Raw genomic sequence first — 14378 nt, forward strand, 5'->3', positions numbered from 1 at the left:
GTCACTCAGCCGCGAAGGCGGCCCGCAGCTCCTCCTTGAGGGAGCGCTGGAACGCGGTCACCAGCGCCTGCAGGACGAGCGGCTGCATGTGCGCGGACAGGGACTTCATCGCCTTGATGTGCTCGGGATCCGACTCCCGCTCCCGGTACGGGCTCCACACCTCGTCCTGGAACAGCCGGCTCAGCTCGTGCGCGGCGGAGCGGGTGTGCTCCAGCAGCACGATACGGGCGGCGAGGATCGTCTCGTGCGCGATCGGCACGTCGAGCAGCTCCACACCGAGCCGCAGCAGACCCGGATCCACCCGGTACACACCGTCGTCCGGCCCGGACCGCTCCAGCACGCCCATCGCGGCCAGCCGGTCGATGTCCTCCTCCGACAGCGGCCGTCCCGTGCGCCGCTCCAGCTCCGCGCGGGTCGCCTCCTCCGGCGCATCGGGCGCCCACGACGCCACCAGGGCCCGGTGGATGGCCAGATCGTGGGCGCTCAGGTCGGGCGGCAACTGCTCCAGATAGCGTTCGATCGCGGCCAGTGTCATGCCCTGGTGCTGGAGCTCCTCGATGAGCGCGAGCCGGGAGAGGTGCTCGTGCCCGTAGTGCCCGACCCGGCGGGGCCCGATGACCGGGGGCGGCAGCAGCCCCCGCGTGCTGTAGAAACGGACCGTGCGCACGGTCACCCCGGCGCGCGCCGCCAGCTCGTCGACGGTGAGCGTCGGCTCCTCGCCCTCGGTCGCCATGTCTGCTCCTCGTGTCCGCCCGCTCCGGTGCAACAGTATTGCTGTCTCACCAACGATGTGAAAGATCCCGGTTGTCAGTGGGCGCGCTTGGCCTGAAGCTGGGGGCCTCCGTCCACATGCCTCGGATCGGCTGCGGCCTGGCGGGCGGCACGTGGTCCCGGATCGAGCCCCTGATCGAGAAGCGGCTGACCGGACGGGGCATACCGGTGACGGTGTACGACTTCGACTGAGGCCGCCGGCCCGGGATCATGCCGGATAGCCTGGGGCCCTCGAAGCGGTGGGCAGGGGGGCGCGGCATGGTGAGTGCCGGGGCTCGGGGCGGTGAGCCGGCTCCGTACCGACTCCTATGGTGGGGTGGACGCGACACGACGGGGGAGGGCCCATGACGGCACGGAGCACCGACCGGACGCCGGCCCTGGCTCTGGGCGCGACGCCGCCCTCCGACGCGCTGCGCGAGCAGATCCTGGATGCCGCGCGCGAGCAGTTCACGACCTTCGGGCTGCGCCGGTCCACCGTCGACGACGTCGCCAAGCGCGCCAGGGTCTCCCGGGTGACCGTGTACCGCCGGATCGGCAACAAGGACAGCCTGGTCTCCGCCTGCCTGCTGCGCGAGTACCGCCGGTTCGTGGGGGAGGTGGACGACGCGGTGGCCGCGCTGCCCACGACGGAGGACCGGCTCGTCGAGGGTTTCACCGCGGTACTCCGGCACATCCGCGCGCATCCGCTCATCGGGGGCCTGCTGAGGCTGGAGCCCGAGACGATGCTGCCGTTCCTCACCCTGGAGAGCGGACCGGCCTTCCTGGCCATCCGCGCGTACCTGGCCGACCGGCTTCGCGAGGCCCGGCGCGCGGAGGGTCTGACGGCCGGCGACCCGACCCCCGTCGCCGAACTGATGGTGCGGATCACCGTCTCGTTCCTCCTCAACCCCGTCAGCTGTTTCCAGCTCGACGACGACGATCAGGTGCGGGAGTTCGCCCGCCGCTATCTGGTCCCGCTGCTGGCTGCCGGATAGCGCCGCCGGCCGCCCCGTTCCTCTCGTCGGGCAACGGTTCCAGCGGGCGGTTGCGGGCCCAGTGCGGCCCGAGGTCGTCGAGCCGCCAGCCAAAGGGGTACGAACGGGGCCGGGGCCGCGAGGGGAACCGGCGCGGCCGGGCCGGCAGCCGCCGTACGCACCGGGCGCGCAGGCGCAGGGCCGCCGAAGCCGAGGCCCGTGCCCACCGCGGCTGCGGCCGGAAGCCCAGTGCCGTCAGCAGCGGCTCGTCGAGCAGCGCGAGCGAGAATCTCGCCACCAGCGGACGTAACGGGCGCGGATACCAGCCCGCGATGACGCGGAAGGTGGCGTTCGCGACGCGCCGGTTCGCCGGGTCGTACGCGAACATCCGCCGCTCGTAGGAGTCGAGGAGGGCCTCGAACTCCTCGTACGTCTCCGGCGCGCCCTCGATGCCCATGACCGCCGCCGTCCTGCGCCCGGCCTCCACCAGCGCCTGGACCTCCTGCGTGCACAGGGGGCGCCAGCCGTACCGGTCGATCCAGCGCTTCGGGCCCACGATCGTGGTCGCGAGGACGTACCGGAAGTCCTCGTTCGGGATGCTGTACTTGCCGTGGATCCGGTTCAGATGACGTGCGGCGGCCCGGCCGCGCTCCGAGTCGAAGCCGTCGGCGGCCATCTCGTACCCGATCAGCACCGTGTCGTCGTACCGCTTCTGTCCCGCCCGCTCGAACTCCTGAGTCCGGTCCAGAAGGACCGAGATCCGGGGCACGCCGTAGTCCCGGAGGAAGGCGACGCTCACCCCCTGCCGGTAGTCCCAGGGGAACTCGTACTGGGAGATCAACCGAAGGATCTCGGCGTAGTCGCGCGCCGGATCCATCCGGCGTATCTCGTGCAGGCGGCTGTATCGGCCCATGGTGCGCCCTCCTGTCCGTGTGCCGACTCCCTGCGGGACCGCTGGGACGGTTCGTCGCTGCCCTGGATGTCAACTCGCCTGGCAGGCAATGGATGTGACTGGCCGTCCGGTCCGGGAGTCAAAGTTACAAATACTATCGACTTGTTTCACGAGTTCCGTCAACACTGCCGTCGGCGTCGGGTACGGCGGTACCGGGGCAGGGCCGCCCGGGGCCGGTGGGCGTGGCTCCGCACGCGCTCGCATACTGGAGGGCGCAGGGGGCCGGGCGCAGATCCGCGCGCCCGCCGAGCTTCCGGGAGCAGCGGATGAGCAGTGGGACAGCCAGGGGCGCCGGCCCCGCACCGCCGCCGCCCGGCGGTGTGCTGTGGAGCATGTCCGGTGACGTCCGGGCCCTGCTGATGCTGCCGGCCGCCCTCACCCTTCAGGTCGCCCACCCGGCGGTCGGCGCGGGCGTCGACGAGCACTCCGTCTTCCGTACCGACCCCTGGGGCCGCGGGGAACGTTCCCTCAGCTCGCTCCAGCTCTGGGTGTACGGGGGCGAGGAGGCCGCCGAGGAGGGGTGCAGGCTCCGCAGGCTGCACCGGAGGATCCAGGGCACCGATACCCGGGGCCGGCCCTACCACGCGCTGTCACCGGCGAACTACGCCTGGGTGCACGCGACCGGGTTCCCCGTGTACCGGCACGCTGCCCGCTACCTCATCCGGCCGCTCACCGGTGAGCAGGAGCGTGCGCTGTACCGGGAGTGGCTCCAGGTGGGCCGGGTGCTCGGGATCCACGACCGGGACATGCCGCAGACGATCGAGGAGTTCTGGCCCTACTACCGCGGCATGCTCGCCGACGAGATCGAGCGGACGGTCGTCGTCGAGGAGCTCGTCGCCACCGGGACTCCGGTGCCGCCGCCGGACCGGGGCCCTCTGCTGCTGCGTCTGTCGCTGAGGGCCCTGTGGCCGGTGCTGCTTCCGCCGCTGGCCCGGTTCCGCGGCTTCCTCACGGTCGGGCTCATGCCGCCGGACGCGCGCGAGGCGATCGGCCTGGAGTGGACCGATGCCCAGGAGCGCAGGCTGCGGCGGTTCTGCGCCGTCGTGCGGGTGGTCGTGCCGGTGCTGCCGGAACGGCTGCGGTACCTGCCGCGGGCGCGCCGGGCGCGGGCGGCCCACCGGGAAGCGCGGCGGCGCGGCGGATCCGGCTGAACGCGCGGGCCGGCCGGCGACCGGCGGTCACGGCGGGCGCGCGACAAGGCGCCCCGTGCCCGCCACCGTCCACCGCGTGCGGGCGACGAGACGCCACGCGGCCGCCACCCGCGGCGCGGAGCCGGCTGAACGCGCGTGCCCGCCACCGTCCACCGCGCGCGGGCGACGAGACGCCCAGCGCCCGCCGCCGGCCGGCGCGGCGGCCTCATGCCGAGGCGCGGCGGATCAGTTCGGTCGGCGTGATCACCGAATCGGTGCCGGTGCGACCGTCGTTGAGCCGTTCCATCAGCAGCCGGACCATCAACCGGCCCATTCCCTCGACGTCCTGACGGACGGTCGTCAGCGGAGGGTCGGTGGCCTCGGCGACCGACTCCAGGTCGTCGAACCCCACCAGGGCCACGTCGTGCGGCACCCTGCGGCCCTGCTCGCGCAGCACCCGCAGGGCGCCGGAGGCCATCAGGTCGTTGGCGGCGAAGACCGCGTCCAGGTCCGGTCGCCGCTCCAGCAGCCGGGCCATCGCCCGGGCGCCGCCCTCCGTGGTGAAGTCGCCGTCCGCGATCAAGGCGGGATCGCCGTCGGGCAGCACGTCCGTGTAGCCGTCGATCCGGTCGAGCGCCGAGGTCTGGTCGCGCGGACCCGCGATGTGCGCGATGTTCCGGCGGCCGAGAGAGACCAGGTGGCGCACCGCCTCCCGGGCGCCGCCGCGGTTGTCGCAGTCGACATAGGGCACAGCGAGTGCGGAGGCGGCGCCCGGCCGCCCCGGGCGGCCGCCGTAGACGGTGGGCACGCGGAAGCGGCGGATGACCGAGGGCAGTTCGTCGTCCGTGTGCAGGGAGAAGGCGAGCGCCCCGTCGACATGGCCGCCGGCCAGATAGCGGGTGACCCGCTCGAAGTCCCCGCTGCCCTCCACCAGGAGCAGGACCAGCTGGGCGTCGTGCGCGCTCAGTTCACGGCTGATGCCACGGATCTGCTGGGAGAAGAAGGGGTCGGAGAAGATCCGGGCCTCGGGCTCGTCGATGATCACGGCGACCGCTCCGTTGCGCCGGGTCACCAGGGTGCGGGCCGCCTGGTTCGGGATGTAGCCGAGCTCCTCCACCGCCTCGCGCACCCGGTCGGCGAGCGGCTTCCGTACTCCGGTGCTGCCGTTCACCACCCGGGAGGCGGTCGCCCGGGAGACTCCGGCGCGGGCCGCCACGGCTTCCAGGGTGGGGCGGGCGTCCTGCGGGGCATCGGGGGTCGGACCGGGCAAGAGACGCTCCTCGAAGGCGCGGAATGAGGCAGGAGGCCGGCGGGCCCGGCCGGCCGGTGCGGACCTCCTCACCCTAAGGGCTCTCACCACGGACGGACCGCCGGGCGTGGGCCCGGGCCGCCCCCGCGCTCGCGGGGCCGCCCGCGACGGTGACGGTGCGTACGTGCCCCAGCGGCGGCGGGTCTGCAGGCCGCTCCTCTCCGCCTCGCCCCGCGGGCGGCATATCGCCTCAAAAACGGTCAAGCCGATACCGCTTGTTGATCCCGGAAGAAGTACACCGTGTGTGGTACTGCCTACGGAGAGCGAATTTACAGCTTCCGTGAAAGGTGCCATTCGTGTCGCAGGACGATCAGAAATCGGGTGGCAGGGGGGATCTGTCGGTGACGGCGGACCTGCCCGGCGATCCGACGCAGGGCAGGCGCCCCACGACCGACCGGGTGGTGTTCGGCGTCACCGCAGTGCTCACCCTGGCGTTCGTGGTCTGGGGAGCCACCGCCACCGACTCGCTGGAGAGCGTCTCCAGCACCTTGCTCAAGGGCCTCATCCACAATGGCGGTTGGGCCTTCATGCTGGCCGCCACCGGCTTCGTGGTCTTCGCCCTCTGGCTCGCCATCAGCCGCTACGGAAAGATCTCGCTCGGCCAGGAGGGTGAGGAGCCGGAATTCAGGACGGTGTCCTGGGTCGCCATGATGTTCAGCGCCGGCATGGGCATCGGCCTGATGTTCTACGGGGTCAGCGAGCCGCTGGCGCACTTCACCGACCCGCCGCCCGGCACCCGCCCCGCCGACGCCGCCGAAGCGCTGCAGACGGCGATGGCCACCACCCTGTTCCACTGGACGCTCCACCCCTGGGCGATCTACGCGGTGGTCGGGCTGGCCATCGCGTACAGCACCTACCGGCGCCGCAGGCGGCAGACGATCAGCGCGGTCTTCGAACCACTCATCGGCGCCCGCCACGCCCACGGCGGATTCGGCCGGCTGATCGACATCCTCGCCATCTTCGCCACGCTCTTCGGCTCGGCCGCATCGCTGGGCCTCGGCGCCCTCCAGATCGGCAGCGGATTCCACGAGCTGGACTGGAAGGAGAAGACGGGCACCGGGCTGCTCGTCCTGATCATCGCGGTGCTGACCGTCGCCTTCGTGGCCTCCGCGATCTCCGGCGTGGAGAAGGGCATCCAATGGCTGTCCAACATCAACATGGTGCTCGCCCTGATCCTCGCCGTCTTCGTGTTCATCGCGGGTCCCACGATCATCGTCCTCGACCTGCTGCCCACCTCGATCGGGGCCTACATCGGTGACCTGCCGCAGCTCATCGGCCGCACCGAGGCGACCGGCAAGGGCGAGGTGGCCACATGGCTGGGCAGCTGGACCGTCTTCTACTGGGCCTGGTGGATCTCCTGGACGCCCTTCGTGGGCATGTTCATCGCCCGGATCAGCCGGGGCCGGACGATCCGCCAGTTCATCGGAGGCGTCATCCTGGTGCCCAGCACCGTCAGCCTGATCTGGTTCGCGATCTTCGGCGGCACCGCGATCAAACTTCAGGAGGCCGGCGCGCTGAAGGGGGCGAACGCGACACCGGAGGCCCAGCTCTTCGGCGTCCTGCAGCAGTTCCCGATCCCCACCGTGATGAGTCTGCTGGTGATGATCCTGGTCGGCATCTTCTTCGTCTCGGGCGCGGACGCGGCCTCCATCGTGATGGGCACCCTCTCCCAGAAGGGCATCCTCGAACCGGCCAAGTGGGTCGTCATCTTCTGGGGTGTCGTCACCGGCGCCGTGGCCGCGATCATGCTGCTGATCGGGAACGGCAAGGGCGATGCGCTGGCCGGCCTGCAGAATCTGACCATTCTGGTGGCCGCGCCCTTCACCTTCGTCATGATCGGCATGTGCGTGGCCCTGATGCGGGACCTGCGGCAGGACCCGCTGATCGTGCGCCGGGAGTTCGGCGTGGAAGCCGTCGAGTCCGCGGTCATCGAGGGGCACGCCAAGTACGCCGGCGACTTCGAGATCCGGATCGGCCCCGGCGGCAGCCAGATCACCACCGAGCACCACGACAAGCCCGGCGGTTCGACGGCGGCGGACGGCTGAACGGGGACGTACGCGGTACGCGGCGGCTCGGCCCACCGGCTGGGCTGCCGCACCCGCGCACCCCGGCCGCCGTCGGGCGGGCGCTCCGCCTCCGCGCTCGCCCACCGGGCGGGCGGCCGGGGCGGTCCGGCGGCAGATTAGGATCGGCACCCTGATGACTGCCACTCTCGTCGCCAAGGACCTCGCCGCCGGACACGGCGACCGCACACTCTTCGCCGAGCTCGACCTCGTGGTCGCGCCCGGTGACGTGATCGGTCTCGTCGGAGTCAACGGCGCCGGAAAATCGTCGCTGCTCCGGCTGCTCGCCGGGCTCGACCAGCCGGAGGAGGGCGAGCTGCGGCTCTCCCCGCCCACCGCCACCGTCGGCCACCTGCCGCAGGAGCCGGAGCGCCGCCCCGACGAGACCGTGCGCGCGTTCCTGGCCCGCCGCACGGGCGTCGCCGACGCCCAGGCGGCGATGGACACCGCCACGCAGGCACTCGTGGACGGCGCCCCCGGCGCCGACGACGCCTACTCCGAGTCGCTGGAGCGCTGGCTCGCACTCGGCGGCGCGGACCTCGACGAGCGGGCCGAGGAGATCGCGGCCGACCTCGGCCTGACCGTCGGACTCGACCTGCCGATGACCGCGCTCTCCGGCGGCCAGGCCGCCCGTGCGGGACTCGCCTCGCTGCTGCTGTCGCGCTACGACGTCTTCCTCCTGGACGAGCCCACCAACGACCTCGACCTGGACGGTCTGGAACGGCTGGAGCGGTACGTCTCCGGGCTGCGCGCCGGTACGGTCGTCATCAGCCATGACCGCGAGTTCCTGATGCGCACGGTCACCAAGGTGCTCGAGCTCGACCTCGCCCAGCAGCAGATCAACCTGTACGGCGGTGGCTACGCGGCCTACCTGGAGGAGCGCGAGCGCGCCCGCAGGCACGCCCGCGAGGAGTTCGAGGAGTACGCGGACAAGCGCTCGGCGCTCGAGGGCCGGGCGCTGATGCAGCGTTCCTGGATGGACAAGGGCGTCAGGAACGCCCGCCGCAAGGCCGGCGACTCCGACAAGATGGCCCGCAAGTTCCGCAGCGAGTCGAGCGAGAAGCAGGCGGCGAAGGCGCGGCAGACCCAGCGCATGATCGAGCGCCTCGATGTCGTGGACGAGCCGCGCAAGGAGTGGGAGCTGCGGATGGAGATCGCCTCGGCTCCCCGCTCCGGCTCCGTCGTGGCCACCCTGCGCGAGGCCCGGGTCGTGCGCGGCGACTTCGCGTTCGGGCCGGCCTCGCTCCAGATCGACTGGGCGGACCGGGTCGCCATCACCGGCGCCAACGGGGCCGGCAAGTCGACGCTGCTCGCCGCCCTGCTGGGCCGTCTCCCGCTGGACTCGGGGCACGCGAGTCTGGGCTCGGGCGTGGTGGTCGGCGAGGTCGACCAGGCACGGAAGCTGTTCCACGGTTCGGAGAAGCTCCTGGAAGCGTTCTGCGCGGCCGTCCCGGACACGGAACCCGCGGAGGTCCGTACGCTGCTCGCCAAGTTCGGCCTGCGGGCCGACCACGTGATGCGCCCGGCGACCACGCTCTCCCCGGGTGAACGCACCCGGGCGGCGCTCGCCCTCCTCCAGGGCCGGGGCGTCAATCTTCTCGTGCTGGACGAGCCTACGAACCACCTGGACCTGCCCGCGATCGAACAGCTGGAGTCGGCACTGGACTCCTACACGGGGACCCTGCTGCTGGTCACGCACGACCGCCGGATGCTGGAGGCGGTCCGCACGACCCGCCGCGTCGAGGTGGCGGCGGGCCGGGTGACGGAGATCTGACAACCCGGGCTGCCCGTTCGAAGAGCGGGGCCCGGGGCGCATCCCCGGTTGCGGGAAGGGTGCGAGGTGGGGTCCGCCGCCGGCGTCCCCCACCTCGCACCCTTCCCGCCCTTGGCTATCGCTTCTTGCCGCCCTGCCCGGGCTCCAGCAGCCCCGCCCGCCGCAGTGCATCGGCCATCGCGCCGTTGGCCGGAGCCGCAGCCGGCGCCTGGCGAGCGCCACCGCCGTTGCCACCCGCGCCACCGCGCCGGTCACGTCCCTGGCCGCCCTGACCGCTGCCCTGACGGCCCTGGCCACCGCCCTGGCCGCCCCGAGGGCCGCCGCCCTGGCCCTGTCGCTGCCGCGGCGGACGCCCGCCGCGCTCACCGGCGCCCGCGGCGGAAACCGTACCGGAGCCGCCACCGGCCCCCGCCTCGTCGTCCAGCCGCAGCGTCAACGAGATCCGCTTGCGCGGAATGTCGACCTCCATCACCTTGACGCGGACGACGTCACCCGGCTTCACGACATCGCGCGGGTCCTTCACGAAGGTCCGCGACATCGCCGACACATGCACCAGACCGTCCTGGTGCACGCCGACGTCCACGAACGCGCCGAACGCCGCGACGTTCGTCACGACCCCCTCCAGCACCATGCCCGGGACCAGGTCGCCGATCTTCTCGACGCCTTCCTTGAAGGTGGCCGTCTTGAAGGCGGGACGCGGGTCGCGCCCCGGCTTCTCCAGCTCCTTGATGATGTCGGTGACGGTCGGCAGCCCGAACTTCTCGTCCACGAAGTCGTCGGCCCGCAGCGTCCGCAGCACGCTCGTGTTGCCGATCAGCGAGGCGACGTCCCAGCCCGTCCGCTTCACCATCGCGCGGACCACCGGGTATGCCTCCGGGTGGACACTGGACGCGTCCAGCGGGTCGTCGCCGCGGATCCGGAGGAAGCCCGCGCACTGTTCGTACGCCTTGGGGCCGAGCCTGGCCACATCCTTGAGGCCCTTGCGCGAGCGGAAGGGGCCGTTGGCGTCGCGGTGCGCCACGATGTTCTCCGCGAGCCCCGACCCGATGCCGGAGACCCGTGAGAGCAGCGGCGCGGACGCGGTGTTGACGTCGACCCCGACCCCGTTCACACAGTCCTCGACGACCGCGTCCAGCGAACGCGAAAGCTTCACCTCGGACAGGTCGTGCTGGTACTGACCGACACCGATGGACTTCGGGTCGATCTTCACCAGTTCGGCCAGGGGGTCCTGGAGGCGGCGCGCGATCGAGACGGCGCCGCGCAAGGACACGTCCATGTCCGGCAGTTCCTGCGAGGCGAAGGCCGAGGCGGAGTACACGGAGGCGCCCGCCTCCGAAACCATCACCTTGGTGAGCTTCAACTCCGGGTGCTTTTCGCACAGTTCACCGGCGAGCTTGTCCGTCTCGCGCGAGGCGGTGCCGTTGCCGATCGCGATCAGATCGACATCGTGCGCCTTCGCCAGCTGCTCCAGCCTGGCGAGCGACTGGTCCCACTTGTTGGCCGGGACGTGCGGATAGATGACATCGGTCGCGACGACCTTGCCGGTCGCGTCGACGACGGCGACCTTCACCCCGGTACGGAAGCCCGGGTCGAGCCCGAGCGTGGCCCGCGTCCCGGCCGGCGCTGCCAGCAGCAGATCGCGCAGGTTGGAGGCGAAGACGCGTACCGCCTCGTCCTCCGCGGCCGTGCGCAGCCGCAGCCGCAGATCGATTCCGAGGTGGACGAGGATCCGGGTCCGCCAGGCCCAGCGCACCGTGTCGGCCAGCCATGGGTCGCCGGGGCGCCCGCGGTCGTTCACCCCGAAGCGGCGGGCCACCATGTTCTCGTACGAGGACGGGCCGGGCGTGTCGGACGGCTCCTCCGGCTCCAGGACCAGGTCGAGGACGTCCTCCTTTTCACCGCGGAGCATCGCGAGCACCCGGTGCGAGGGCAGCGCGGTGAAGGGCTCGGCGAAGTCGAAGTAGTCCGCGAACTTGGCGCCCGCCTCCTCCTTGCCGTCCCGCACCTTCGCCGTCAGCCGCCCGCGCGACCACATGCGCTCACGCAGGTCGCCGATCAGGTCGGCGTCCTCCGAGAAGCGCTCGGTGAGGATGGCGCGGGCCCCCTCCAGGGCCGCCGCGGCGTCCGCGACCCCCTTGTCCGCGTCGACGAAGGCGGCGGCCGCGACCAGCGGATCCCTCGACGGGTCGTCGAGCAGCCCCGAGGCGAGCGGTTCGAGACCGGCCTCACGGGCGATCTGGGCCTTGGTGCGCCGCTTCGGTTTGAACGGGAGGTAGATGTCCTCCAGGCGCGCCTTGGTGTCGGCGCCCCGGATCCGCGCCTCCAGGGCCTCGTCGAGCTTGCCCTGCTCCCGGACCGATTCGAGGATCGCCGCACGGCGCTCCTCCAGCTCCCGCAGATACCGCAAGCGCTCCTCGAGCGTGCGCAGCTGCGCGTCGTCGAGCATCTCGGTCGCTTCCTTGCGGTAGCGCGCGATGAACGGCACGGTCGATCCGCCGTCGAGCAGCTCGACGGCCGCCCTCACCTGTCGCTCGCGTACGCCGAGCTCCTCGGCGATCCTGCCTTCGATGGACGTCGTCACGGTTCTACCGACTCGCCTTCTCCTGCTGGCTGTGCTGGTCGGACCCGGGGCCGGCCGTTCGGACCGGCGCCGGAGCCACTCGCCTGCATTGTGCCGGGTGGCCGGGCGCCGTGTCGCCCGACCACCCGAGTTACCGGCCGCCGGTTTCCGGCAGGTCAGCCGGTCGCGTCGGCCGGAAACGCGCCTGCCGCCAGCGCGATGCCGAGGAACCCGCGCCCCAGTTCGGTCAGCCGGGCCACGCCCGCCCCGCCGAGGTGCTCGTACGGCGCCAGATCCATCCGGTCCGTGGCCTCCTCCAGACCGGTCCGCAGCGCGGCGCCCTCCTCCGTCAACCCGCCCTCCGCGGTGAGCAGTCCACGCTCGCGCAGCCGGGCGGACGCGTCCTCCCAGTCGGTGCGCCGCCAGCCCCGGCTGGCCAGGATCCAGCGCGGTGCCATGCCCTTGCCGGTGGCGGTGTGGCTGACCAGCGCCTCCAGCGGGTCGAGCGAGGCGGCGAGAAGGGCGGCGAGATGGGCGTCGCCGCGGTGCTCGCGCAGCAGCGTCGCGGCGTGCCAGTACGCCAGGTGCGGCTGCTCGGGCACCGGGAGATCGGCGTGCGCCGCGTAGAGCGGCCGGGCGTGTCGCGTGCAGCCCTCGGTGGCGCGCAGGGCCAGCTGCGCCGCCTCGGCCATCTCGGGTGAGGCGATGACCTCCTCGCCGAGCAGCCGGCGCAGGGTCGAGTCGGCGGCCCGCAGCCGCGCCGCCAGCACCTCCTCGGGCGAGGCGGTGTCCCAGACGGCGGGCACGTGCCGGGCCACCAGCTCGTGGTTGAAGTTGTAGAACGTGGCGGTGACCGTGCCCGGGCCGACCGCGCCCATGGCGGCCGCCCGCGCGGCGAAGTAGGCGGCCGAGGGGTTGTCGATCCCGATCCCGGCGAACTCCTTGCCGAGGTCGGGGGAGAAGTAGAGCGCGGAGTGCAGCGGGTTGAGCGCGTTGTGGCAGCGGCGTCCGGCGCGAGGAGGGAGAGTACTCATGCCCGCACGTTACCGACTGGTCGGTACGTGTAGGAACCCCGGGCCGGGAGTGAATCCCGCCGCAGCCCGGCATGGCAGGAAAGGTGGGGATCTCGTCATTGCGGGCATCCGGCCCGGCCGCCCAGGATGGCGGACATGAAGCAGCGAACCGTACTCGTCGTCCTCTTCGACGGCATCCAGAGCCTGGATGTGACCGGACCCATGGAGGTCTTCGCCGGCGCCTCCCGGTTCCCCGGAGTCTCGTACGACCTGCGCACCGCCTCGCTGGACGGTGCGCCGGTGCGCTCGTCCTGCGGCCTCGCCCTGGTCCCCGACAGCGGCCTCGCCGAGGCCGCGACGCCCCACACGCTTCTCGTCCCGGGCGGTCAGGGCACCCGGGATCCCGCCCCCGCCCTCGTCGACTGGCTGCGCGTGCACGGTCCCCGTCCGGAACGGCTCGTCTCCGTCTGCAGCGGCGCCCTCCTGCTCGCCGCGGCCGGACAGCTCGACGGACACCGGGTGACCACCCACTGGAACGTCTGCGAACACCTCGCCCGCACCTACCCCGCCGTCGAGGTCGACCCCGAGCCGATCTTCGTACGCGACGGCAGGCTCGCCACCTCCGCCGGGGTCACCGCGGGCATCGACCTGGCGCTCGCCCTCGTCGAGGAGGACCACGGCCGGGAGGTGGCGCTCACCGTGGCCCGGCACCTGGTGGTCTTTCTGCGCAGACCGGGCAACCAGTCCCAGTTCAGTGCCCAGCTCACCGCCCAGACGGCCCGTCGTGAACCGCTGCGCGCGGTCCAGCACTGGATCACCGAACATCCCGGCGAGGACCTCTCCGTCGAATCCCTCGCCGCCCGCGCCCGGCTCTCGCCGCGCCACTTCGCCCGCGCGTTCCAGGCGGAGACCGGCATGACCCCCGGCCGGTACGTCGACCGTGTCCGCCTCGAACAGGCCCGCCGGCTCCTGGAGGACACCACCGACGGCGTCACCCGGATCGCGCGCAGCTGCGGCTACGGGACCCCGGAAGCGATGCGCCGGGCGTTCCTCAAGGCGGTGGGCACGGGGCCCGCCGAATACCGCCGGAGGTTCGGCTCCCGCCCGGTCCATCCGCAGTAACCCGCTCACCGACCGAAAGGCAGGCACACACCCATGCAGATCGCCCTCCTCCTCTTCGACCGCTTCACGGCGCTGGACGCCGTCGGGCCGTACGAGATCCTCTCCCGCGCGCCCGGTGCCGAGACCGTCTTCGTCGCCGAGTCGGCCGGCGAGGTGCGCAACGACAACGGAAGCCTCGCGCTGATCGCCGACCGGTCACTGGACGACGTCCCGGCCCCCGATCTGGTGATCGTCCCCGGCGGCCCCGGGCAGAGCGCCCAGATGGAGAACGAGGCCCTCCTCGGCTGGCTGCGCCGGGCCGATGCCACCAGCACCTGGACGACGTCCGTCTGCACCGGATCACTGCTGCTCGCGTCCGCCGGACTCCTGGAGGGGCGGCGCGCCACCTCGCACTGGCTCGCGCTGGAGACGCTGAAGGAGTACGGCGCCGAGCCGACCGGGGAACGCGTCGTCACCGACGGCAAGTACGTCACCGCCGCGGGAGTCTCCTCGGGCATCGACATGGGCCTGACCCTGCTGGGCCGGATCGCCGGTGACGCGCACGCCCAGGCCGTGCAACTGCTCACGGAGTACGACCCGCAGCCGCCCTACGACGCGGGATCACCGCAGAAGGCCCCGGCCGCGATCGTCGAGGAGTGGCGCGCCAAAAGCCGCTTCCTCCTCCAGTAGCGGCCCCACCCCGACCTGGCCGGATGAAGGTGGCGGCCACCCGGCCGGCCACGTCAAGCAGT

Annotated in this window: 12 protein-coding genes; 7 read left to right on the forward strand and 5 right to left on the reverse strand. The window is 72.2% G+C overall.

The window, feature by feature from the left end:
• Window position 1: 1 nt before the first annotated feature.
• Window positions 2-733 (reverse strand): MerR family transcriptional regulator, encoded by a 732-nt coding sequence (locus E6R60_RS03350; RefSeq protein WP_136324823.1) that lies wholly within the window; start codon window positions 731-733, stop codon window positions 2-4.
• 77 nt (window positions 734-810) lie between these two features.
• On the opposite strand from E6R60_RS03350, the gene E6R60_RS03355 reads away from it, so the two are divergent.
• Window positions 811-963, forward strand: coding sequence for a hypothetical protein (locus E6R60_RS03355; RefSeq protein WP_240802380.1), 153 nt, complete (start codon window positions 811-813; stop codon window positions 961-963).
• Between the two features lie 152 nt (window positions 964-1115).
• Window positions 1116-1745 (forward strand): TetR/AcrR family transcriptional regulator, encoded by a 630-nt coding sequence (locus tag E6R60_RS03360; protein WP_136324824.1) that lies wholly within the window; start codon window positions 1116-1118, stop codon window positions 1743-1745.
• On the opposite strand, the gene E6R60_RS03365 is transcribed toward E6R60_RS03360, so the two are convergent.
• Entirely contained in the window at window positions 1663-2637 is a 975-nt protein-coding gene (locus E6R60_RS03365; protein ID WP_136324825.1) for an oxygenase MpaB family protein, read from the reverse strand. The two genes, E6R60_RS03360 and E6R60_RS03365, sit on opposite strands and share 83 nt — an antisense overlap.
• Before the next feature lie 305 nt (window positions 2638-2942).
• On the opposite strand from E6R60_RS03365, the gene E6R60_RS03370 reads away from it, so the two are divergent.
• On the forward strand, window positions 2943-3827 hold the full coding sequence (locus E6R60_RS03370; RefSeq protein WP_136324826.1) for an oxygenase MpaB family protein: 885 nt from the start codon (window positions 2943-2945) through the stop codon (window positions 3825-3827).
• Window positions 3828-4032: 205 nt separating this feature from the next.
• On the opposite strand, the gene E6R60_RS03375 is transcribed toward E6R60_RS03370, so the two are convergent.
• Window positions 4033-5076, reverse strand: a complete 1044-nt coding sequence (locus E6R60_RS03375) for a LacI family DNA-binding transcriptional regulator (protein ID WP_136324827.1) — start codon at window positions 5074-5076, stop codon at window positions 4033-4035.
• 335 nt (window positions 5077-5411) lie between these two features.
• Here E6R60_RS03375 and E6R60_RS03380 point away from each other — a divergent pair, with 335 nt between their 5' ends.
• A complete protein-coding gene (locus E6R60_RS03380) occupies window positions 5412-7160 on the forward strand; it encodes a BCCT family transporter (RefSeq protein ID WP_168713527.1) in 1749 nt (582 codons plus the stop codon).
• Window positions 7161-7314: 154 nt separating this feature from the next.
• Complete coding sequence (locus E6R60_RS03385) at window positions 7315-8952, forward strand: ABC-F family ATP-binding cassette domain-containing protein (RefSeq protein WP_136324828.1); 1638 nt, start codon at window positions 7315-7317, stop codon at window positions 8950-8952.
• Between the two features lie 115 nt (window positions 8953-9067).
• Here E6R60_RS03385 and E6R60_RS03390 read toward each other — a convergent pair whose 3' ends face one another.
• Both E6R60_RS03390 and E6R60_RS03395 read right to left on the reverse strand, forming a co-directional pair.
• On the reverse strand, window positions 9068-11533 hold the full coding sequence (locus E6R60_RS03390; protein WP_136324829.1) for a Tex family protein: 2466 nt from the start codon (window positions 11531-11533) through the stop codon (window positions 9068-9070).
• 155 nt (window positions 11534-11688) lie between these two features.
• Window positions 11689-12546 carry a hypothetical protein gene (locus E6R60_RS03395; protein WP_136324830.1) on the reverse strand — a complete coding sequence of 286 codons (858 nt, stop codon included), beginning with the start codon at window positions 12544-12546 and terminating at the stop codon, window positions 11689-11691.
• Between the two features lie 135 nt (window positions 12547-12681).
• Here E6R60_RS03395 and E6R60_RS03400 point away from each other — a divergent pair, with 135 nt between their 5' ends.
• Together E6R60_RS03400 and E6R60_RS03405 are read left to right on the forward strand one after the other, a co-directional pair.
• On the forward strand, window positions 12682-13647 hold the full coding sequence (locus tag E6R60_RS03400; protein ID WP_136324831.1) for a GlxA family transcriptional regulator: 966 nt from the start codon (window positions 12682-12684) through the stop codon (window positions 13645-13647).
• A gap of 33 nt (window positions 13648-13680) precedes the next feature.
• Window positions 13681-14316, forward strand: coding sequence for a DJ-1/PfpI family protein (locus E6R60_RS03405; RefSeq protein ID WP_136324832.1), 636 nt, complete (start codon window positions 13681-13683; stop codon window positions 14314-14316).
• Window positions 14317-14378 lie beyond the last annotated feature (62 nt).

Origin of the sequence: Streptomyces sp. A0642 (genome assembly GCF_004795105.1) — a bacterium.
Classification (GTDB): Bacteria; Actinomycetota; Actinomycetes; order Streptomycetales; family Streptomycetaceae; genus Streptomyces.